At 35.6% G+C, this 22933-nt stretch carries 22 protein-coding genes; 10 read left to right on the top strand and 12 right to left on the bottom strand.

Annotation, left to right across the window (positions count from 1 at the left end):
* Positions 1-203: 203 nt before the first annotated feature.
* Complete coding sequence (locus JML65_RS17070; RefSeq protein ID WP_202271527.1) at positions 204-584, top strand: GreA/GreB family elongation factor; 381 nt, start codon at positions 204-206, stop codon at positions 582-584.
* A gap of 321 nt (positions 585-905) precedes the next feature.
* Complete coding sequence (locus tag JML65_RS17065; RefSeq protein ID WP_047490081.1) at positions 906-1877, top strand: deoxyhypusine synthase family protein; 972 nt, start codon at positions 906-908, stop codon at positions 1875-1877.
* A 700-nt stretch (positions 1878-2577) separates the two neighbouring features.
* Here the strand turns inward: JML65_RS17065 and JML65_RS17060 are convergent.
* Positions 2578-2724 carry a hypothetical protein gene (locus JML65_RS17060; protein WP_167449396.1) on the bottom strand — a complete coding sequence of 49 codons (147 nt, stop codon included), beginning with the start codon at positions 2722-2724 and terminating at the stop codon, positions 2578-2580.
* 112 nt (positions 2725-2836) lie between these two features.
* On the opposite strand from JML65_RS17060, the gene JML65_RS17055 reads away from it, so the two are divergent.
* A complete protein-coding gene (locus JML65_RS17055; protein ID WP_202271526.1) occupies positions 2837-3133 on the top strand; it encodes an MGMT family protein in 297 nt (98 codons plus the stop codon).
* A 579-nt stretch (positions 3134-3712) separates the two neighbouring features.
* Here the strand turns inward: JML65_RS17055 and JML65_RS17050 are convergent.
* Positions 3713-4105 (bottom strand): helix-turn-helix transcriptional regulator, encoded by a 393-nt coding sequence (locus tag JML65_RS17050; RefSeq protein WP_047490091.1) that lies wholly within the window; start codon positions 4103-4105, stop codon positions 3713-3715.
* Positions 4106-5005: 900 nt separating this feature from the next.
* Complete coding sequence (htpG, locus tag JML65_RS17045) at positions 5006-6898, bottom strand: molecular chaperone HtpG (RefSeq protein ID WP_047490095.1); 1893 nt, start codon at positions 6896-6898, stop codon at positions 5006-5008.
* Between the two features lie 82 nt (positions 6899-6980).
* Here htpG and JML65_RS17040 point away from each other — a divergent pair, with 82 nt between their 5' ends.
* Entirely contained in the window at positions 6981-8483 is a 1503-nt protein-coding gene (locus JML65_RS17040; protein WP_202271525.1) for a hypothetical protein, read from the top strand.
* 65 nt (positions 8484-8548) lie between these two features.
* Here the strand turns inward: JML65_RS17040 and recA are convergent, their stop codons facing one another.
* Both recA and JML65_RS17030 read right to left on the bottom strand, forming a co-directional pair.
* The gene (gene recA, locus JML65_RS17035) at positions 8549-9550 is read right to left on the bottom strand and encodes a recombinase RecA (RefSeq protein ID WP_047490101.1); all 1002 of its coding nucleotides are present in this window, start codon (positions 9548-9550) and stop codon (positions 8549-8551) included.
* A gap of 191 nt (positions 9551-9741) precedes the next feature.
* Positions 9742-10938, bottom strand: a complete 1197-nt coding sequence (locus tag JML65_RS17030; RefSeq protein ID WP_202271524.1) for an oxygenase MpaB family protein — start codon at positions 10936-10938, stop codon at positions 9742-9744.
* A 251-nt stretch (positions 10939-11189) separates the two neighbouring features.
* Here JML65_RS17030 and JML65_RS17025 point away from each other — a divergent pair, with 251 nt between their 5' ends.
* Positions 11190-11585 carry a hypothetical protein gene (locus JML65_RS17025; RefSeq protein WP_202271523.1) on the top strand — a complete coding sequence of 132 codons (396 nt, stop codon included), beginning with the start codon at positions 11190-11192 and terminating at the stop codon, positions 11583-11585.
* A 69-nt stretch (positions 11586-11654) separates the two neighbouring features.
* Here JML65_RS17025 and gap read toward each other — a convergent pair whose 3' ends face one another.
* The 4 genes from gap to JML65_RS17005 all read right to left on the bottom strand — a co-directional run bounded on the left by gap (position 11655) and on the right by JML65_RS17005 (position 15167).
* A complete protein-coding gene (gene gap, locus JML65_RS17020; RefSeq protein ID WP_047490113.1) occupies positions 11655-12659 on the bottom strand; it encodes a type I glyceraldehyde-3-phosphate dehydrogenase in 1005 nt (334 codons plus the stop codon).
* A 32-nt stretch (positions 12660-12691) separates the two neighbouring features.
* Positions 12692-13678 carry a 6-phosphofructokinase gene (gene pfkA / locus JML65_RS17015; RefSeq protein ID WP_047490116.1) on the bottom strand — a complete coding sequence of 329 codons (987 nt, stop codon included), beginning with the start codon at positions 13676-13678 and terminating at the stop codon, positions 12692-12694.
* 83 nt (positions 13679-13761) lie between these two features.
* Complete coding sequence (locus tag JML65_RS17010) at positions 13762-14634, bottom strand: DUF4846 domain-containing protein (protein WP_202271522.1); 873 nt, start codon at positions 14632-14634, stop codon at positions 13762-13764.
* A 191-nt stretch (positions 14635-14825) separates the two neighbouring features.
* Positions 14826-15167, bottom strand: a complete 342-nt coding sequence (locus JML65_RS17005; RefSeq protein ID WP_202271521.1) for a winged helix-turn-helix transcriptional regulator — start codon at positions 15165-15167, stop codon at positions 14826-14828.
* Positions 15168-15263: 96 nt separating this feature from the next.
* Between JML65_RS17005 and JML65_RS17000 the strand changes: the two genes are divergently transcribed.
* Positions 15264-15500: a hypothetical protein gene (locus JML65_RS17000; RefSeq protein WP_202271520.1), complete on the top strand. Its 237-nt coding sequence runs from the start codon at positions 15264-15266 to the stop codon at positions 15498-15500.
* Positions 15497-16297: a DNA alkylation repair protein gene (locus JML65_RS16995; RefSeq protein WP_202271519.1), complete on the top strand. Its 801-nt coding sequence runs from the start codon at positions 15497-15499 to the stop codon at positions 16295-16297. Before JML65_RS17000 ends, JML65_RS16995 begins: the two co-directional genes overlap by 4 nt.
* Before the next feature lie 987 nt (positions 16298-17284).
* Here the strand turns inward: JML65_RS16995 and JML65_RS16990 are convergent.
* The 3 genes from JML65_RS16990 to JML65_RS16980 form a co-directional block, all read right to left on the bottom strand.
* The gene (locus tag JML65_RS16990) at positions 17285-18043 is read right to left on the bottom strand and encodes a TIGR03915 family putative DNA repair protein (protein ID WP_202271518.1); all 759 of its coding nucleotides are present in this window, start codon (positions 18041-18043) and stop codon (positions 17285-17287) included.
* 71 nt (positions 18044-18114) lie between these two features.
* Complete coding sequence (locus tag JML65_RS16985; protein ID WP_202271517.1) at positions 18115-18543, bottom strand: hypothetical protein; 429 nt, start codon at positions 18541-18543, stop codon at positions 18115-18117.
* Between the two features lie 2 nt (positions 18544-18545).
* Positions 18546-19805: a putative DNA modification/repair radical SAM protein gene (locus tag JML65_RS16980; RefSeq protein WP_047490140.1), complete on the bottom strand. Its 1260-nt coding sequence runs from the start codon at positions 19803-19805 to the stop codon at positions 18546-18548.
* Positions 19806-19960: 155 nt separating this feature from the next.
* On the opposite strand from JML65_RS16980, the gene JML65_RS16975 reads away from it, so the two are divergent.
* The 3 genes from JML65_RS16975 to JML65_RS16965 all read left to right on the top strand — a co-directional run bounded on the left by JML65_RS16975 (position 19961) and on the right by JML65_RS16965 (position 22932).
* Positions 19961-21289 carry a hydroxymethylglutaryl-CoA reductase, degradative gene (locus JML65_RS16975; RefSeq protein ID WP_047490143.1) on the top strand — a complete coding sequence of 443 codons (1329 nt, stop codon included), beginning with the start codon at positions 19961-19963 and terminating at the stop codon, positions 21287-21289.
* A gap of 166 nt (positions 21290-21455) precedes the next feature.
* A complete protein-coding gene (locus JML65_RS16970; protein WP_202271516.1) occupies positions 21456-22544 on the top strand; it encodes a hypothetical protein in 1089 nt (362 codons plus the stop codon).
* Position 22545: 1 nt separating this feature from the next.
* Complete coding sequence (locus JML65_RS16965) at positions 22546-22932, top strand: DUF423 domain-containing protein (protein WP_047490149.1); 387 nt, start codon at positions 22546-22548, stop codon at positions 22930-22932.
* Position 22933: the final 1 nt, after the last annotated feature.

The following is a 22933-nucleotide window of genomic DNA, read 5'->3' as shown; positions in this document are numbered from 1 at the left end:
ACTTTATTTACATACAGACTCTTTCCTGAAAAGTTCTAAGGACTTTATCAATTAAGCCCTGTCAGGATCCAAGACAGGGAATCACTCCGGATTTTATTTATTACTTTTTTGCAGTTTTCTATAGAAGAAGGCTGTTATATGCCTGGATTCTACATTGGATCGTTAGGGAATAACTGCATTTTAATTTAAAAAAATTGAACAAAATGTCCAATCATATTATTGTAACCACAGGGATTTATGATGCCATAAAAGATACACTCAGAAGGAAAAAGGTGAGCATCGGAGAAGAAAAAAGACTTACGGAAGAACTTAGAAATGCAAAACAGGTATTGAGAAGAGATCTGCCTGCTGATATCGTAACGGTTGAAAGGAAAGTGACATTGAAAGACCATACCTTAGATTTTGAGCACGAATATATTTTTGTACCTTCTACCAAAGCAAAGCTTAAAAAGAATAAGCATTCCATATTATCGGATATTGCCCTTGCAGTAGTAGGATATAAAGTAGGAGATATTATCAGTTGGCCTTTCAAAGATGGAGAACGTAAAATTGAAATCCTGAAAGTGGCTCCCTGGGAAGGATAAATCCTTGTTGAAAGCTATTAAATTAAATTACAATGAAAGCGGGGGCTCAAAGTGAGCCCCGCTTTTTTAATTTTATTAGCTCAACTGTTTTGGAAAACGCAAAGGCACAAGTTTTTTATATCATATGTGCTTTAAAATCTTAGATTTTATTGCTGCTAAAAACTTTCATACTACATGAAAAGTTCTTTGCGCCTTTATGTGTTCCAATAAAACAGCTTTAGCATTTAACAAATGATAAAAAAAGCCCCCTCTGTGACACTTTCTTCAAGTGCTTGGGCTGCATTCCGTTTTTAAGTTTTATCTTTGCAAAAATTAAAAAAAATGAGCAAACCAATTTCTGAATTTATAGAGAAATATTACCTGCACTTCAATGCAGCTGCATTGGTGGATGCATCTAAAGGCTATGTTGCCCATCTTAAAGATGGCGGAAAAATGATGATCACTTTAGCTGGAGCAATGTCTACTGCTGAATTGGGTAAAATTCTTGCAGAAATGATTCGCCAGGGGAAAGTAGATTTTATCTCTTGTACAGGTGCTAACCTTGAAGAAGATTTAATGAACCTTGTGGCACACTCTCACTACGAAAGAGTTCCTCATTATAGAGATTTAACAGCTCAGGATGAGTGGGACCTTCTGGAAAGAGGTTTAAATAGAGTTACAGATACTTGTATCCCTGAAGAAGAAGCATTCAGAAGATTACAGAAACATATCGTTGAAATCTGGAAAGATGCAGAAGCGAAAGGAGAAAGATATTTCCCACACGAATTTATGTACAAAATGATCCTTTCAGGAGTATTAGAGCAGTATTATGAAATTCCTAGAGAAAATTCTTGGATGATTGCTGCTGCAGAAGCAAACCTGCCAATTGTAGTTCCGGGATGGGAAGATTCTACAATGGGTAACATTTTCGCTTCTTACTGTATCAAAGGAGAGCTTACAGCTACTACAATGAAATCAGGAATTGAATATATGACTTATCTTGCTGACTGGTATACTAAAAACTCAGGAGGTAAAGGAGTTGGATTCTTCCAGATCGGAGGAGGTATTGCAGGGGATTTCCCAATCTGTGTAGTACCGATGTTGTATCAGGATATGGAAATGCATGACATTCCTTTCTGGTCTTATTTCTGCCAGATCTCTGACTCTACAACATCATATGGTTCGTACTCAGGAGCCGTTCCAAATGAGAAAATCACTTGGGGTAAACTGGATATCACTACACCGAAATTCATCGTTGAAAGTGATGCAACTATTTGTGCACCATTAATGTTCTCTTATATCTTAGAAAACTAAGAACAAAATTCTCGAAAGAGATTACAATATCAGCGCTTCAAATCATTTGAAGCGCTTTTTTATTTGTGAGATAATTCAGCAAGTATATTTTGATTGGAAAACGCAAAGTGGCAAAGAACTTTTTATGTAGTGTGTAGATTTTCCGCAGATATAATGTTAGATTAAATTTTCTCGCAGATCACGCAGATTTTAATGAGCATCGGCGTAACATGCAAAATCAGCGTGAGATAAAAATAAAATATACCGTACACAATTTTATCGGAGATAAAATCCTTGCGCCTTAAAAGCATGAGTTATATCAAAAAAATTGCGCCTTAGCGTTTTCCAACTCCTCATCCTTTTTAGTAAAAAAAAGACTGCTTCAAAATTGAAACATTCTCTTGTGTATTCTTATTTTTTCAAGCTGCTTAGCATCTCTTTTTTGTTGGAATACGCAAAGGCGCAAAGGATTTTCATGTAGTATGAAAATTTTAAGACGCAAGAAAATCTAAGATTTTCAGCAAGGACATGACAGAATAGTATTAAATTTCTTGCAGACCCAGCAAATGCTGGTTAAAATCTACCGTACACAATTTTATCGGAGATAAAATCCTTGCCCCTTACAGAATGTAGTATTCCAAAAAACTAACGTCTTTGCGTTTTCCAAAAATTTTCCATAAACATCTGTGAAAACCGGTATCATAAGTAGGAAAATAAAAAATCAATCCAACGAATTCACCAGAACAAAATAACGATACGCCAAAATTCCCTTTTCTATCTTAGTCAGATGATTGGGATCTTTATTACTCAGTTTTGGGAGAACTTTTTTATTAACCGCATTCAGCAGCCGGAAAAATGATTTTTTCATATCTTTATCTTTTAATGAAACATCATTGAATCCATGTGAGTTCAAAAATAATGCAAATCTTTTGAAATCCGGAGTATATGATTTTCAATCACTTAATTAACTACAGAAAGGTATGGATGAAATCTTCAAACAACAGGTGTACGAAGTGGCGAAACTTATTCCAAAGGGCAGGGTTTCAACGTATGGAGCTATAGCCAAAGCAGTAGGTTACCCGAATCATTCCCGGCATGTGGGAAAAGCTATGGGAGGATGTCCTGAAGATGTTCCTGCACACCGTGTGATCTCAAGTTCAGGAGTCTTATCTGTCCCTGAATTTCAGCCAAAACTGGAAGCGGAAGGCCTTACGATAGAAAATCTTAGAATAAAAAATTTCAAAAAACTGTTCTGGGATCCGTTGGAGGAATTGTGATTTCAAAACAAGTTTGTTTAAACTTAACCACAAAAGTCACAAGAGATTTTTAAACACTTATAAGCTATATACTTTGTGTATAAGAAGTACACTAAAGTTTTGTTGAAAATCAAAGATTTTCATCTTATGTGAACTTAATTGTGCGGTATTCTTTTAAACTTTCTAAAGTGTACTAAAGTGTCTAAAAAATAAAAACTTTTGTGTCTGACTACGTCGAAATAATATTCATCGACTGAAAGGAGATAATCTTCGATTTGTGGTTTAGTAAAAAAGTTTAAACGGCTTTAGAATTTAAATCAAAGAATTTTTTTAACGCAAAGTTTTCATTTGCTTTCTTGAATATTTTTAGAGAGCAAAGTTGGAATCAATGAAATTGATTCTTTCTAAGCGAACGTATTACTGTCACAAAGCTTCATTAGCGACAGAGTTGCAACTCTTTGCCTCCTAAAATAAAACATTTAAATCATTAATTCTTTGCATCAAAAAACTTTAGCATCAATTAGAGCCTATATCACAAAAAAATGTCACTCCATAACTTAATATGAGTGACACAGATATTTTTACAATTTTCAAACCGTATTATTTTCTTCCTTTTGGGAGACCTTTCAGTTCTTCTTTCAGTTTTTCGTTCTCCTCTTTTAATAAAGCAATATAGTTTTGTAAATTTTCAATGATAGCTCCCGGAATATTATCATAATTATTTTGATTAGTAATTACCCCCGCAGAAGAAGATCTATCATTAAATACAGGATGGTCATTGTTAATAACTACTGTAGGTTCTTCCTCTTCATAAATATCTTCAATCGGTACATCCAGAAAACGGGCCAGTTTGTCCCATTCATCTTTTACGATCCTTACATCACCGCTTTCTTTTCTACTGTAATTAGATACATCTGTTGCGATAAAATCAGCTACCTGTTGTTGAGTATAGCCTTTTTGCTTTCTGATGACGCGTAATTTTTCTTTTTGCATGACCGACATTTTATACAAAAATGGCAAAAAAGCATAAGCTGTACAATAGAAAACAGAAAAAAATATGATCTAAAGAATAAGATTAAAGATAAAATGAAAATAAGCTTATAAACATAGGTGTTATCTGATTTAATTGTTGAAAACTTTCTTCGTATCAGTTGTTTATTTCATGATAACTTCTGATTAATCAAAGAGTATTTGGTAAAAGACCAGATTTAAACCTTATAGGTTTTTAAAACCTATAAGGTTTAGATACAATAACCTATCCATTTAGATTACTGTTGATGATTTTTGGATTGTTGGAAAAACGCAAAGCCGCAAAGATTTTCATGCATTGTGAAAATTTTAAGCCGTAAAAAAATCTAAGATTTTCAGCAAGGGACATGACAGAATAGTATTAAATTTCTCGCAGACCCAGCAAATGCTGGTTAAAATCTACAGTACACAATTTTATCGGAGATAAAATCCTTGCGCCTTAAAAGCATGAGTTATATCAAAAAAATTGCGCCTTAGCGTTTTCCAACTCCTCATCCTTTTTAGTAAAAAAAGACTGTTTCGAAATGAAACAGTCTCTTGTGTATCCTTATTTTTCAAGCTGCTTAGCATCTCTTTTTTGTTGGAATACGCAAAGGCGCAAAGATTTTCATGTAGTATGAAAATTTAAGACGCAAGAAAATCTAAGATTTTCAGCAAGGGACATGACAGAATAGTATTAAATTTATCGCAGACCCAGCAAGTGCTGGTTAAAATCTACAGTACACAATTTTATCGGAGATAAAATCCTTGCGCCTTAAAAGCATGAGTTATATCAAAAAAATTGCGCCTTAGCGTTTTCCAACTTCCTCATCCTTTTTAGTAAAAAAAGACTGCTTCAAAATTGAAACAGTCTCTTGTGTAATATTATTTTTCAAGTTGCTTATAGCTTCTCTGTATAAAGTCTGTCAGGTCTTTTCCTTTCAGTAAATTCTGTGAAAGTTTGGCAAGATCCAGAGCATATTTGATCAGGTTTTGCTTTTCGTCACTATTTTCAGTTTTTAATATCTGATTAGAAAGTTCACTGTTGGAATTGACAACAAGATTGTACATTTCCGGGAATCCTCCCATTCCGAACATTCCACCTCCGCCTGTAGCCTGCATTTCTTTCATTCTTCTCATAAACTCCGGCTGAGTAATAGTGAAAGGAGCATCACTGCTGTCAAGATCTTCAAGCTGAACGGTGAATTTAGCATCCTGTATTGCTTCTTCTACATTCTTTTTTAAAGATTCTTTTTCAGTTTCATTTAATTTTGAAATAACCGGCTCATCTTTTTTGATCAGGTTATTGATGTGATCAGCATCTACTCTTGCGAATGAGATGTTTTCTTTTGAAGTTTCCAGTTTCTGGATCACATGTGGAATAATAGGAGAGTCTAATAAAAGTACCTCATATCCTTTATCCTTTGCAGATTGGATGTAGCTGTGCTGTTCATCAGCATTGGTAGCATAGAGAACAACTAATTTGTTATCCTTATCTGTTTGTGACGGCTTGATTTTCTCAACTAATTCATCCCATAAAAAGTATTTTCCGTCTGTGGTAGGATACAACGTAAATTTATCTGCTTTTTCAGAAAACTTCTCTTCAGTGATAATTCCGTATTCAATAACGATTTTAATATCGTTCCATTTTTTCTCATAATCTTCACGGTTTTCGTTGATCAGAGAAACCATTTTATCGGCTACTTTTTTGGTGATATAAGAAGAAATTTTCTTTACAGCACCGTCTGCCTGAAGATAAGAGCGGGATACATTCAACGGAATATCCGGAGAGTCGATAACTCCTCTAAGAAGCATCAGGAAATCCGGAACGATACCTTTTACTTCATCTGTTACAAATACCTGATTTTGGTAGAGTTGGATTTTATCCTTGTCGATATTCAGATTGTTGCTCAGTTTTGGGAAGAATAAAACTCCGGTAAGGTTGAATGGATAATCAACATTAAGGTGAATATTGAATAGAGGTTCATCAAACTGCATTGGATACAATTCGTGATAGAACTTCATATAATCTTCGTTGGTCAGCTCACTTGGAGCGATAGTCCATGCCGGTGTAGGGTTGTTGATGATATTATCTACTTCTTCTGTTTCCGCCACTGCATCTTCAGGAGCATCTTCCGGTAAAGGCAGGGTATGTGTTTTTGTTCCGAATTTAATAGGAACAGGCATAAACTTGTTATACTTTGATAATAGCTCACGGATTTTTCCTTCTTCTAAAAACTCTACAGAATCTTCTGCAATGTGAAGGATGATTTCTGTACCTCTGTCAGTTTTATCCGTTGTTTCCTCAAGGGTAAATTCCGGGCTTCCATCACAGATCCATCTTACAGCCGGTTCATCTTTATATGATTTGGTAAGGATTTCCACTTTCTCAGCCACCATAAAAGCAGAGTAGAATCCAAGCCCAAAATGTCCGATAATTCCTGAATCTTTTGCAGAATCTTTATATTTTTCCAAAAACTCTTCAGCTCCGGAAAAAGCAACCTGGTTGATGTATTTTTCAACTTCCTCACCCGTCATACCAATACCCTGGTCGATGATGCGTAACGTTTTTTGTTCTTTATCGATTTTAACCTCAAGTTTTGGGTTACCGTATTCAACCTTAGCCTCTCCAATACTTGTTAAATGCTTTAATTTTAAGGTAGCATCAGTAGCATTAGAGATTAATTCTCTTAAAAATATTTCGTGGTCGCTGTAAAGAAACTTTTTTATAAGGGGAAAAATATTTTCAACAGATACATTAATATTTCCTTTAGTCATAATATTTTAGATTTTTAATTGTTACCCATAACTTCTCAAAAAAAATACCACGAAGAAGAATGTGACAGAATGACATTTTTTTATGAGCGGTCTATTCATCCCTTTTATTATATTTACCGCCAATTATAATAACAATATGGGAATCTTTAATTTTTTTAAGAAAAAAGAAAACAGACAGGAGGAAGTTTATGCTCCGGTTCAGCAAAATGAAACATCAGTTAAAAATGTAATGGAAGAAGCTGAAGAAGTGGAAGTAATGGTAGATACATTACCTGAACAGCCTTCGGAGCCGGTTGAAGAAAAGAAGATCAATAATGAATATGAAAAGATAAAGATTTACAATGATTATATTGTCTATTCCATTGCGCTTCAGCTAAAGGGTGATTATGCCCCTATTTCTGCATTTGAAAAGGAAAATGGTGAAGTGGAAGGATTTGCCTATATGGTGAACGATGCTACATATATGTTTTCAATGGAAGATGCTATCGGAAGAATGGAAAAAAAGTTTGAGTCTGAGCTTAAGGAAGGTAAGATCAGGTCATATATGATTTTATACCATTCTAAGTTTGATGATAATGGCAACCATGAAGTGGCAACCCAGGAAGGAGAGTTCAAATCAATCACGCTTTCCTATCATTGTAAAGGTTTTGATAAAGCTAAAACAGCATTGCCTTATGTTTTTGAAAACCAAAGCATCACTTATAAAGGTTTTTCAGAGTTTTCTCAGGAAGAAAACAATGAGATCATGAATAATCAATTGGTAGAGGGTAAAGAGTATTTCACCAATATAGAAGAAATTAAAATACCGGAAAGTAGTAACGAAGCTGGAATCAAGATTAAAAAATCAAATGTTCATACCCTTGCGAGTACGTGGGGTGGGGTTTTCGGATTTGAAAGCTTTCAGAACCAGAAAGAATTTTCCGAGTATTTGATCCATACCATGTCTTTATTTAGAATGGAAGACCCCGCTTATGACCAGGATAAGCTGAAGTATACAGAATTTAAAGATGTAAAATTCAAGCCGGTGCTTTCCGATGATTTTACTACCATGTATCCGGAAGTAAAAACTGATTTTTCCCTGGATTTTGAAACAAAGGAAATTAACGAATGGGAAAATGTGAACAACAATGAAGCGGTTATTGGAGGTTCGGCAAGAGATACCTTTGGAATTTGGTTTTTCGCAACGGATTATGTGGAGAATAGGAACAGATATTTGACACAGACAAATTTAAATGTTAATATCAGTGGGATTGTTTTCGTATTGGATCTGCATGAGAGTTTTGAATTACCGGACGGTACTATGACGGGAGAGGATTTTACAGCGTATAAACCAAGCCAGGATCTTCCTAATTATGGATGTTTTGATTTTGTGGGTAAGATTATAGACTTCAGAGAAACGGAAGTACTGGCAGATGGAAGTGCTAAAGGCTACATACTGAAATTAAAGCTGATCACAAATTCTGAAATGGAAGACTTCTTTACAATTGATGCCTTTGTTAGTAAAGGAAATATGAGATTTGAAACGTTGACCAAAGGAATGCAGGTTGCCGGAGCATTACAGTTGCAAGGTAAGATGGCAGACTAATAATAAGCATACAAAAGAAAAACGGTCTGAATTTTCAGACCGTTTTTTATTTTAATTGAAACAAATTATTTGTTTTTCAATTCTTCCTTGATTTTATTTTCCAATTCCTCAGCAAGATCAGGATTATCTTTTAAAACATCTTTTACAGCATCACGTCCCTGACCTAATTTGGTCTCTTCGTAGCTGAACCAAGAACCGCTTTTCTTTACAATTCCCATATCTACTGCTGTATCAAGAATTTCTCCTACTTTAGAAACTCCTTCTCCATACATAATGTCAAATTCAGCCTGTTTGAAAGGTGGAGCTACTTTGTTTTTCACAATCTTCACTTTCACACGGCTTCCGATAGCTTCGTCACCCTGCTTAATTGGAGCACTTGCTTTTCTGATATCCAGTCTTACAGAAGCATAGAATTTAAGAGCATTACCACCGGTAGTTGTTTCAGGGTTTCCAAACATAACACCGATTTTTTCTCTTAGCTGGTTGATGAAGATTACCGTACATTTTGTTCTTGAAATAGTAGCAGTAAGTTTTCTTAATGCCTGAGACATTAATCTTGCATGAAGACCCATTTTAGAGTCTCCCATTTCCCCTTCAATTTCAGCTTTTGGAGTAAGAGCAGCTACAGAGTCAATCACAACGATATCAATAGCTCCTGAACGGATAAGATTATCCGCAATTTCTAAAGCCTGCTCACCGTTATCCGGTTGAGAAATAATAAGGTTTTCTAAATCAATTCCTAGTTTTGCAGCATAGGTTCTGTCGAAAGCGTGCTCAGCATCAATAAATGCAGCAATACCCCCTGCTTTTTGAGCTTCAGCGATAGCGTGAAGAGTCAATGTTGTTTTACCTGAAGATTCAGGACCATATATTTCAATGATTCTTCCTCTTGGATATCCACCTACGCCTAATGCGATATCTAATCCTAAAGATCCTGAAGGAATAACTTCTATGGTCGTATCTACGGCAGCATCCCCCAAAGTCATTACAGTTCCTTTTCCGTATGTTTTATCTAATTTGTCAAGCACTAATGCGAGTGCTTTTTTCTTATCTTCAATGTTACTCATCGCTATTAAAATATTTCTCAAAAATACATAATTTAAATATCAAAAACTAATATTATTTATGGGTGAAACCTGTTTTTAAAGTTAAAAAATGATAAATTTTTACTACTGATCTCATTCATAACGAAGCAGATGCAGAATATAGTTTTCGGGAAATTTTAAAACATATTTTTTATTTGCAACAGATATATTATCTAATGGAAATTTGAGTTTTTTGTGATATTCAGATAGTCTTCCAGTACCTTCATCTGATCCTTATTTCCTCTTTGTATTCTTGCTTCCCGGCTTACCAGATTGTCATAGATTTTATTGAAAAATATCTTAGATTTTGGAAATAGTTTTTTATAGGAAACTTCCGGAATTTGTAGTCTTTTACAAACCTCGTCACCCAAAAGAAACCAGGTACAGCAGATATGGAGATACCTTAAGTTTTTTCTTTGGAATTCAAATTTTAAAATAGGATTTTCTAACGATTCGTTCAGTAAAGAATGGGCAAGGAGAACAGAGTCTTTATCTGAAGGTGGCTGAACCGAAGTCCATAGATAAAAATATTCTGTAGCCTGCTTTTTATTATCGGGAAGAAGCTGCTCCGGAATTCCTAATAAATATCCTACATATTTCCAGAGGTGAAAAATGCCCTGTTCTTCTTCAACAGAAAAAGTGTTTCCCAGTTTTTGAAGACTGTGAAGAAAAACGAGGCTGAACCCAATATAGGTAGCCATCATATCCCAGGAATTGATGGGCTCTCCCCAGTTTTCAGTGTCCCAGTCTTTATAGTGTTTTTTTATGGAAAGCCTGGCATAGGAATGGATAAGCCTGGTTTTTATGGCAAACTCATATCCTTTTGCGTGAAGTTCGAGTGCATTGTAGCGGGTAGCATTGACCCAGAAATCCAGTGTTTCCGAAAGACGCTTTACAGCTCCTTTTTTTAAGGCTTCCGTTACAATCAGCGGTTTATTGAGATAAGCATAATCATATCCTCCGATCAGGCAGTAATCCCGCAGTGAGATCAGAGAGTCCAGATTACTTCTCATACAAAGTTCAGCACCGCTTTTAAGCAGGTTATAATCAAGCCACTCAGGAACCTTTTGGGTTTGGGCGAATAATTTTTTTACGCTGTCAGGAACATCGTCGGTTTCAGAAACACCATTGCGGATATAGTTTTCAATTTCTCTGGAGGCTTCCTGGTATTTTTTAGTAAAATAAACCTCTTTTACAACCTCATCACCGGTTTCATCTACATGATAAAAGAAAGGCGCATATTTCTCAAAGTTTTCAAAACTCACTTCAGCTCCTGAAATTTCAATGAGCTGTTTGCCATTGCCTTCTTCCCAAAAGTTTTTGAAATGAGGAGAATCTTTAAAGCGAGGTTGTATTGTCGTTCGTTCCATGTAATATAAAAGTACAAGTTTTACACCGAAATCCCCTGATGATATTGATCAGCCTTTTAGATGATATGAAGCTTGGTTTCATTTTTTTTCTGAAAAATAACACAAACGGGTTATTTTTTTGTCTCCATAAAAGTCCAAACTTTGTTGTGAAGCTAAGAGTCATCAAAATATCAGTTCTAAAAAGATATTGTTTCAGAATTGAATTTCTCTGCTCTTCAATGATAAAAACTTTAACCCTAAAACAACTAATTATGAAAACGAAAATTTTACTGCCACTTTTGCTTTGGACAGGAGTGATCTTTGGACAAGTTAGAGACTCATTAAATGCAAAATTTGCCAACCCTGAGGTTGATCAGAGTAAAATAGTTGCATCAAACATTTTAAGAGTTGAGGCTGATCTAGTATCATCCTGGAGAGGAGTCAGAGGTTGTGGCGATGCGCCGACACCGCGTAAGAAGATCGAAGCTACAGCCAATGCTTGGATTAAAACGAAAATGTTTGAACACAAAAACTTGAAATGGATCAGATACGGATGGAATGTTCCGGTAATTTCAGTGAGACGCTGGCAGGATCCATTTCCGGACAAAAGAAGGCATTGTTCCGGAAATGCCAGATTCAAAATCTTTATGGAATTTGAAAAACAGTAACTCTTAAAACAAAAAAACCTTCCCATCGGGAAGGTTTTATATTACTTATTGCTTATCGCTCATTACTTATTATAAAGAAGCAGCGTGTACAAGCATATCTACTAACTTGTTAGAATAACCCATTTCGTTGTCATACCAAGAAACAAGTTTTACGAAGTTTGGAGAAAGCATGATACCAGCATCTTTATCGAAGATAGAAGTTCTCTTATCTCCTACGAAGTCCTGAGAAACCACTGCATCTTCAGTATATCCTAAGATTCCTTTCAATTCACCTTCAGAAGCTTCTTTGATAGCCGCACAGATCTCATCGTAAGAAGTCGCTTTTTCTAATCTTACCGTAAGGTCAACTACAGAAACGTCTACAGTAGGTACTCTGAAAGACATACCTGTTAATTTTCCGTTTAATGAAGGAATTACTTTTCCTACTGCTTTAGCAGCACCTGTAGAAGAAGGGATAATGTTGTTTAGAGCAGCTCTACCACCTCTCCAGTCTTTCACTGAAGGACCGTCAACAGTTTTTTGAGTTGCTGTTGTAGCGTGTACAGTTGTCATTAAACCTTCTACGATTCCAAATTTATCGTGGATTACTTTAGCTAAAGGAGCTAAACAGTTTGTAGTACAAGAAGCGTTTGATAAAATTTTGATATCATCAGTAAGTTCCTTGTGGTTTACACCCATTACGAACATTGGAGTATCATCTTTAGAAGGAGCAGAAAGGATTACTTTTTTTGCACCTGCATTGATGTGAGCCTGAGCAGAGTCTTTAGATAAGAAAAGACCTGTAGATTCTACGATATAGTCAGCTCCAATTTCATTCCACTTTAGGTTGTTAGGATCTTTTTCAGCAGTTACTCTGATTTTTTTCCCGTTTACAACAAGATCATTCCCTTCTACAGAAACTTCACCTGGGAAAACACCATGTACAGAGTCATATTTTAACATGTAAGCCATGTATTCTGCATTGATTAGGTCATTGATTCCTACAACTTCAATGTTGTCTCTTTCAGTCATTGCTCTGAAAACAAGACGTCCAATTCTACCAAAACCGTTGATACCTACTTTAATTGTTGACATAATAGTTTGTTTTTATTAGATTATAAAAATAATTAGATTGCTAAAATTTCTGAAATCAACATCAGATCTTTGTTGATTTCGTTATGTTTTTTAATGGCTTCTTCAATAGGAGTATACACCACATCATTGGAGCGCATTCCTGCCATTACATTGTTTTGTCCTTCCATTAATCCTACTACGGCACCATATCCAAGTCTGCTGGCCAATACTCTGTCTGCACAACTTGGGGATCCTCCTCTTTGCATATGTCCTAAAACCGCTACACGAATGTCATAGTCAGGGAATATTTCCTTTGTTTTTTCTGCCAATCCATAAACATTGGCTAGTTTTTCACCTTCTGCTACCACTACAATGCTGGATGCTTTTCCTGTTTTTTCAGCTTTTCGGAATTTTGCAAAAAGATCATCCATGCTGTCTTTTTTCTCAGGAATTAAAATATCCAAAGCACCTGTTGCCAGACCACTGTTTAAAGCAATAAAACCGGCATCACGACCCATCACCTCTACAAAGAAAACCCTGTTGTGAGAAGTAGCCGTGTCACGGATTTTGTCAATAGCTTCCATAGCTGTATTCAGAGCTGTATCATACCCAATGGTATTATCAGTCCCGAAGATATCATTGTCAATAGTTCCCGGTATACCAATTACCCGGATTCCAAATTCTTCATTGAAGATTTTGGCTCCCGTAAAGGTTCCGTCTCCTCCAATACATACCAATCCGTCTATTCCAAGCTTGACACAGTTATCATAAGCTTTCTGACGGCCTTCTTTAGTTCTGAATTCGTGGGATCTGGCTGACTTTAGAATAGTTCCGCCCTGGTTGATTATATTTTTTACGGAACGAGCTCCCATTTTCAGGAAATCAGCATTGATAAGACCATTGTAGCCTTCTCTCACTCCGTAGCATTCGATATTATAGTAGTTGGCGGTTCTTACTACCGCTCTTAATGCAGCATTCATACCTGGAGAATCTCCTCCTGAAGTAAGAACTGCAATTTTTTTTACAGCACTCTCTTTCATCTAGTAAAAAATTTCGAACACAAATTTACAAAAACAAGTTCAGATTATGGCAGTAACTTTCTAATAGTTTTGAATATAAATTATTAAAAGCTTCTGAAGTTTGTAGGCTTAAAAATATATCGTGCCGTTTTGGTTTCAGGAGAGTCAACATTAAGATCATACCAAGGAGAAGTTTTTTTGTTAAAAGGATTGGACAGTAAATGAACAGATTGAGCCGGAGTAAACCCTTCACCCAATAAGAATAATTTCTTTCCGTCCTTATTGTTACATACTCCTGCAATAAACACCACGTGACCCGGACTTCCCGGAGTAATCAGGATATCTCCGGTTTTTAAATCTGAATTTTTAGTGACCGGTTTTGTCTCCTGATGTAAAGAGATCGTTCCTGCATAATTGAAGATGAGGTCAAGATAACTTCTGAAATTCTGATAAGAATCATCAAAGCCTCCTGTTTTTCTAAAATTGACAGAATTACCATTCACAAAAGCTCTTGTTCCGTTTTTATAATCATTCCAGCTGAGCAGATCCCCGCTTGTGAAATGGAATTTGATGGCATCGGTTTTTTTATCTGCATATAAATATTCTGCGCGCAGTCGTATCACGGCATCAGCACATTGCTGCAGGTCTTTATTTCCCGTGTCAATATCAAAAACAGCTTCATGGAGATGTTGGGTAGAAATGGGGGTTCCATCATATTTCAGGATCTGACTTCCATAAGGCTTCAGTTTAAAGTTTTCAATAAAATATCCGAAGGAACCGGATGCTTCATCCAGCCATTCATAATCCTTAGGAGGAGAGAATCTTTCTTTGATGGTATTTTTACCTGTATTGACCAGCACAGAACCTTCGGAAACAAAGTCCTGGGTTTCCTGAGAACTACGTTTTGAAGATGTTTTATCCGGGGTGCAGCTTACCAGAACACTAAGAATAGTTAATCCTGAAATAATTTTTTTCATATGGCATTTGATACAGTTACAAATATGATGATTTTTGTAATATGTAGTAGAGTATAAAGTATAAAGTATAAAGTATAAAGTATAAAGTATAAAGTATAAAGTATAAAGTATAAAGTATAAAGTATAAAGTATTTGTGGTATGTACTACTGCAGGGTATTAAAAAAAATGTGGCCCCCCTGTGGTTAAGAAGCTATGCTTTCTCTTCTTCAGGAATCAACAGTTTTCCCCAGTCATTAAGCTGCCAAAGAATCCTAACCAGCTTTTCTCCAAGTTCCGTTAAGGTATACTCAACTCTGGGAGGTAATTCATTGAAAGATTGTTTTGTTAAAATACCGTCTTCTACCATTTCATTAAGCTGTTGATTAAGAACCCTTCGGTCAACCTTAGCAATACCCCGAAGAAATTCACTGGGCCGTTTTTTACCCTCATTGATCTGCCATACGATAGGAATTTTCCATTTTCCACTAATGCTGTTCACAGCTACTTCCAATGGACAGATTTTATTTTCTTCAGCTCTTTCCTTTATTTCCATAAAATTGACTTTTTTATCCCTATGGGTGAAAAATATGCGGTATTGCCTGTTTCTAAAGGCTTTTAGACCTTTGTAAAAATAATAAATTAAAAAGTAATGCATAGGTTGGCAAAGCAGATTGATCAGTTGAATCAGGAATTGTTTTTCAGCTTCAGGATCTTGTACTTCCTTATTATCAGAATTGAGCTATCTGAGTTTAATAAAAATGATGAAAATACCTTACCGGTTCCTGCTGTTTTTGTGGTGGATGAAAATAGAATGGTAACATATAAGTTTTTAGATGTAAATTACATGAACAGAGTAGATATAGAAGAATTAATAAGGGTGTTATGACAGAAAAAAGAAAAGGAGCACGTTCCATTAAAGACATTCCGGGAGATATTCTGGAACAGCTGAATCGGGGAGAACTTGAAACAGCTAATCTTACAGAATGGCTGGCGGTAGATCAAAAATTACTGTTAGAAAATCTCCTTCACCAAAATGGGCGGACAGAATATTTGAAACCTATTGTAGACCTTGTGAATCAGCTGAAAAAACAGACGGTTAATACAGTCAATGAAGCGATTGGAATGGGATTGCTAAAACTTTCACATCAAAATCATGATGAAGCATTTTTACTGGACCTTTCAAGACATCAGGCAGATTTGGTACGCTGCTGGTCTGCTTATACTGTGGGGGGAAATTCAAGGACAGATCTTAAAGAAAAACTGAAAAATATACAGCCTTTTGCTTCTGATCATCATTTCGGAGTAAGGGAAATCTGTTGGATGACGGTACGTCCGGATATTTCAAAAAATCTTACAGAAAGCCTGTCGGTGTTGTCAGGATGGACATCGCACAAAGATGAAAATGTCAGACGTTTTGCCAGTGAATCAACGAGGCCCAGAGGTGTCTGGTGTGAGCACATTCCGGAATTAAAGCAAAATCCGGGATTAGGACTGGATATCTTAGAGCCATTACGATCGGATCCCTCAAAATATGTACAAGATAGTGTGGGAAACTGGTTGAATGATGCCAGTAAGTCACAACCCGAATTCGTAACGGAAATCTGTGATGAATGGCTTCGCGAAAGTCCTACTAAAGAAACACAGTATATTGTCAAAAAAGCACTTCGAACTCTCCGGAAATAAAAGTTATTCACAAAATCAGAATTCCGGCAGGGATTTATATACATATTTTTGATAATTAAATAATTACATACTTGTTTTTCAAAAAAATATAGTATGTTGTAATAGTATTTCAAAAAACATAAAAGTTATCCACAAAGTGGAAATGTTGATTTTATTTGATTGCATGGTGTTGATATTTAATGCTTTGTGTGGGCGGTTTATCATGAGTATCAGTGCCATCTGTGGTAGAAAAAAGTTATCCACAATATGGAAATATTACCCCGTGTTTTATCACAAATCAGAAGACGCCTGCAGATTGAATAAAAAAAGAAAAATCACTTTAAGGAAAATCCTTGTCACTCCTGACAGATCAGTTTATCCACAAAAAAGAGAATATAGATTGTTATCGGTTTTAATGTTCTGATTATTAGGTGTTAAATTGATATTTTAGAAAAAAGCTTATGTAAATTTGTGATCATTAAAAAGTTATCCACAAAGTGGGAATGTTGATTTAATTTCACTGTATGTGATTGATAGTTAGTTTTTTGTGTTGGAAACTTATCATAAGTATCTGTGTTGTTTATGGTGGGAAAAAGTTATCCACAATATGAAGATTAGGGTTGGAGTGTTTCCACAAATCAGAAGAATGCCGAAGCTTAAATGAAAAAATAGAAATCACATTCGGATCAATCTTTGCCATCCATCATAAATAGGGATGATTCACAAAATGAGAATATGGATTATTATTGATAATATTGTATTGAATACCAAATGAGCAATGGATATTTTGGAAAATTGTTTATCTCAATTTGTAGTCAATAAAAAGTTATCCACAAAGAATAAGTGTCAATTTAATTTCACTTCATACTACTGGTAATTAGTTATTTGTAAGGTTTTTTTAGAATGAATGTTTGTACTAAAAAAAAGTTATCCACAATGTATGAATTCTGAATCCGGGTATACAGTTATTTTTAAATTATCCCATGCTGAAATTTTCAAAGTACTTCCTTAGTATTTCTCCGTCAAATACTTCCAATATCTCTTGGGTACATGCTGAATATGGAGTTTTAGATTTTTTCTTTCCACAATATTGGTTTTTGTGAAATACCGCTGCCAGAGCGTTTGATAGTTCTTCTCTTCATCATGGAATTTCTGTTGATATTGATTGAAATCTGGTTTTTCTTCAGGATAAAAGAAATCACAATTTTCAAGATCATAAAGAATTCCATAGTTTCTCCTAAGATCATAGATCATCCATTTCTGATCCTGGTAACGGTCTTTAAAATGTTTTCTGATCAACGGAAGAACATTAAAGTCCGGATCTATTTTGGCGAAAAAAATACCATCTTTCATTTTTTCAAAGCGTACAAAAGCGGTCATTCTATGTCTTTCCCGGTCTACAGACTTACAGATTTTTGAAATTTTTAAAATATCAGGATCTGCAAAATTTTCCAGAATATTTTCTCCCGGATGTTGTATAGATTGTTTAACCGCAGATAAGATCAATATCTCACTTTCAGGATCATCAGATAAAAAAACTTTTAACAATTGATGAATTCCCTGTTTCCCTATATGTTGTTCTAATTTCTTTAAAACCCGGTCTGATTTACCTGTCTGCGTAATGACTTCATGTATTTCGGCAAAAATATTTTCCTGAAAAAACTTTTCTCTGCCTGTGATTTCCACGTCTTTATAATGGTATTCGAAAACTTCAAACACCGCAGTGAAAAGACCGTCAAAACTTCCGTCATAGATAAGGGTTGTCATAGTTTAATTTGAAAATATAAGAATTGTTGTTTTTGTTATTCTATTGCATTTTCAGAATGATAAAGAGTTTTTCATTTTCTATAGCATATTAATCTCAATTCATTTTCATCCGATTCCAAACAAAACTCACCAATGCTTTGTGTAATTGTAGAAATTTTTTCCAGATCCTGAGTCGTGTTGGAATCAAGAATTTTAGGGAAAGAAAGATATTCTATTTCTTTATATTGAAGCCAGTCTCCAAATGAATTATTCCCTTCAAAAGCCGAATCCCAATAATCAAACTCAAAAATGCTGTTTTCATCCAGATATAATTCTCCAATTTTTTCATTTTGAATTTTTTTAAATTGTATTTTCTTTATTTCATGGGCATTGGCAACTATTACCTCGATCAGTTTTACCCATTTTGAGTTGGACATGAAGTGTTGAGAAAATTTTGCAATCTCTTTTTCAATTTCCCTTTTCCATTGCTCACCAGCATGTTTCGCCTTTTTTGTTCTCATATTTAAAATAAACTCAATTGTTGTGAAAATTGATTGTGAAATTTAGATGAACTTCCTCCTACCAGGAGTTTCCTGAAATTTTTATCCGTTAAATATTTCAAATAAGCATTCCCTGTATTAAAATCAATAAAATATTTTGCCCTGTTGACTGCTGTTCCCAATTGTTTCAAATGATCCATCGTTAACATCTGAAAACGCCTGGCACTTATAATCTTCTGTGCAGATTTTACACCAATCCCGGGAATTCTTAAGATCATCTGATAATCGGCAGTCTGAATATTAACAGGAAACTGATCCAGGTGCCGCAATGCCCAGCTTAATTTGGGGTCCACTTCCAGATCAAGAAAAGGAATAGCAGGATCTAAGATTTCTTCTGCTTTAAAACCATAAAACCTCATCAGCCAGTCGGATTGATAAAGCCTATTTTCCCGTAACATCGGAACTTCTGTTGCCAGTGAAGGTAATCTTTTGTCTTCCAAAACAGGTACATAGCCGGAGTAATACACCCTTTTCAGATTGAAATTTTTATAAAAATGATCGGCAACCTTGATGATTTGCAGGTCGTTTTCATTGGTAGCCCCTACAATCATTTGAGTAGACTGTCCTGCCGGAGCAAATTTAGGAACTTTCTTTAAAATTTTCTTCTCATCCTCATACTGGCTGATCCCTTTCTGGATATACCGCATCGGGCTGATCATATCCTGTCGGTTTTTCTCTGGAGCGAGTAGTTTTAATCCGCTTTCTGTAGGGATTTCAAGATTAACAGACAGCCGGTCTGCATATAAAGCCGCTTCCTGCATAAGCTCATCACTTGCCCCCGGAATAGACTTCAGATGAATGTAGCCATTAAAGTTTTCCTCTAAGCGTAATTTTTTTGCCACTCTTACAAGCCGCTCCATGGTGGTATCTGCATTTTTGAAAATTCCGGAACTCAGAAATAATCCTTCAATATAATTTCTACGGTAAAAATTAATCGTCAGATCTACTACTTCCTCAACGGTGAAGGCGGCCCGTTTGATATCATTTGAGCTCCTCGAAACACAGTAAGCACAATCGTAAATACAGTGATTGGTCAATAAAACCTTAAGTAAAGAAACACATCTTCCATCTTCTGTATAGGTATGACAAATTCCACTTACGGAGCTGTCTCCTAAAGCCCCTTTTTTGTTTTTTCTTGTGCCTCCGCTGGATGAGCAGGAAACATCATATTTCGCTGCATCAGCAAGGATTTCAAGTTTTTCTTTAAGGCGGTCAAAATTCATTTTTTATAAGATGTGATATTATTTGTATCTATTTGTTTTTAAATTTTGTTCAAATTTAGTTCAAAAATTGATAAATGTCAATCTTTTTTCATAGAAGTTATCAACAAAAAAGACCCTCAAAATCATTATATTTACGGCTCATTAAAGTTTATATCATGAATCATAAACCCATCGAAGGTTTTTCCAAGCTACCTAAGCAAGGGAAAATCGACTGGCTCGTAAACGAATATCTTGAAGGAAATCAGGACTACCAACATATATTAAAACAATATTGGAATGATGATGCAGATCTTCAGAAACTTCATGAGGAGTTTTCTGAAAATACGATTTCCAACTTTTATATGCCTTACGGAATTGCTCCGAACTTTTTAATTGATGGAAAACTATTGGCACTTCCAATGGCTGTGGAAGAAAGTTCTGTAGTTGCTGCCGCTTCCAAAGCTGCTAAATTCTGGATTGATAAAGGTGGTTTTAAAACAACGATTATCAACACTGAAAAGCTGGGTCATACCCATTTTATATTTAATATTGAGCCTCACAAATTATTGCATTTCTTTAATTTCAATTTGAAGAAAAAATTATTTGAAGCTACAGAAGACATTACGGCCAATATGAGAAAACGTGGCGGTGGAATTCTAAACATCAGCCTGATTGATAAAACGGCAGAAATGCCTAATTACTATCAGCTTAAAGCCAGTTTTGATACGGTAGATTCAATGGGAGCAAACTTTATCAACTCATGTCTTGAGCAGTTTGGAAAAACTTTGAGACAGGAGGTGGCAACCAGTGATGACTTTAGTCAGGAAGAAAAAAATTCATTGCAGATTGTTATGAATATCCTTTCCAACTTTACTCCTGACTGTGTGGTAAGAGCTGAGGTTTCTTGTAAAATGGAAGATTTAAAGGATGACAGTGGAATTTCTCCTGAAGAATTTGCAGCTAAGTTTAAACAGGCCGTTACCATTGCTGAAATTGAACCTTACCGTGCAACTACTCACAATAAAGGAGTAATGAATGGGGTAGATGCTGTAGTGATTGCAACCGGAAATGATTTCAGAGCAACAGAAGCCTGTGCTCATGCCTATGCAGCAAGAGACGGACAATACCGATCCCTGACTCACTGTACAACAGATAACGGGGTTTTTAGATTCTGGATCGATCTTCCGATTTCTGTGGGAGTAGTAGGAGGGTTGACTAACCTTCATCCTTTAGTGAAATTCTCTTTGGCCTTACTTGGAAAACCTTCTGCACAAGAGCTAATGAGTATTTTAGCCGTTTCAGGTCTGGCTCAAAACTTCGGTGCACTGCGCTCTCTGGTAACGACAGGTATTCAGAAAGGTCATATGAAAATGCACTTATTGAATATCTTAAACCAATTGGGAGCTACAGAAGAAGAAAAACATCATTTTGTTACCTATTTTAAAGATAAAACGGTAAGCCATCATGAGGTCATCAATGAGTTTAACAGAATGAGAGAAAACTAATGTTACAGATCATTTTGCCCATAGTATTTCTCATCTTCGGAATTTTTTTGAAGAAAACGAATATGGAAGGCTTTAAAGGCTCCAAAAGATTTGCCAATATGTTTATTATACTGGGAATCTCTACATTGGTTGCCAAGTTTATTTTAATATATCTAAAATCAAAATAGTGAAAAAAAGCATCTTATTCTTTCTGTTGATTTCAGGCTTAAGTTTTTCGCAGCAAAAAAATCTGAAAATAAATTTTTTACAGCCGAAATCTGAAAATTGTTATTTTCCTGTGGTTTCTTATCCGGACCAGCCAGCAATAGAAAATAAGATCAATACTTTTTTACAGGTTGATCAGCTGGAATATGTTCCCGGATCAGGAGGAAATCCTTTTAAGCTGGTTTCCGGCGGAAAGACTTCTTACTCCAACTATGTTCATTTTTATAGTTGGGAAAAGAGGGAGACTCCAAAGAATATTCTGTGTCTTGCCATAGATGGTGAAGCTTCCGGAGCCTATCCGGAAAATTTCATGATCTGGAAGAACTTTGATCTGAGAACCGGAAATTTGATCAACATTCAGGATCTTTTTCAGCCCAATGCTGTTAAAGTAGTAGAAGGCATCATTCAGAAAAGAATAAGAAAAAATATTAATGACTTTCTCACGCAGTTAAGATCAGAGAAAAATCCTTCACAGGATGTATTAGATCAGATTGCTCTGTATGAAGGTTGCTATACTGATTATACTTTAGATGGAATCAAGTTTTTTTTCACGGAAGAAAAGCTGAAGTTTATTGCCGGAAGATGTGCGAACCACGCGATGAGAGCACTGGATGAACTGGACGATCATGTTATTGAGTTTCCTTATAAAGAACTGGAGAACTATTGGAGCCCTTATGCCAGAAATTTACTTAACGGGTCTGAAAAACTGGAAAAAACCAGCTTCAGAAACAAGCTGTACAGAGGGAAAATAGATGGGAAATATCCGGTGACAGTGCTTATTAAAGACTTTTATGCTGCTAAAGATACGAACGAAGAAAGTTCTTTTTCTGCAGTGTATTGGTATGATAAAAGTAAGAAACTGATTGAGTGGAACGGAAAGATGAAAGGAAACCATATTTCAATTACTGAAAGTGAGTATTACAGCCAGGAAACAAATCAATGGATTTTGAAAGCCTTTGTAGAAGCAGACATGAACGGAAAAAAAATTGTAGGAACCTGGCAAGATTATAATACAAAAAAATATTTAACTCTAGAATTAGAAGAATTATAAAATGAAGACAATTACTTTAGTTTTTGGTGCGGTCTACGGAATGATATCTGTGATCCTTGGTGCATTCGGTGCACATGCCTTAAAGAAAATATTAGCTGTGGAAAGACTGGAAAGTTTTGAAACGGGAGTGAGATATCAGATGTATGCAGCATTTTTCCTGTTGATTATCGGGTACATTTTAAAATTTGAAACCTCTACTGAAAAATGGACCTCTATTTTAATGATTGCAGGAACACTTTTATTCTCTGTAAGCATCTATTTCCTGAGTATGCAGGACTATTTAGGAGTTAACCTTAAATTCTTAGGACCTATCACGCCGCTTGGAGGCCTGATGATGATCTTAAGCTGGGCAATGCTTATTCTTTACTTTGCTAAAAATAAGATCTAAA

This window comes from Chryseobacterium sp. KMC2 (genome assembly GCF_016756935.1).
Taxonomy (GTDB): domain Bacteria; phylum Bacteroidota; class Bacteroidia; order Flavobacteriales; family Weeksellaceae; genus Chryseobacterium; species Chryseobacterium rhizosphaerae.
The sequence above is the reverse complement of the archived record's forward strand: the minus strand, read 5'-3'. Positions and strand labels throughout refer to the sequence as shown.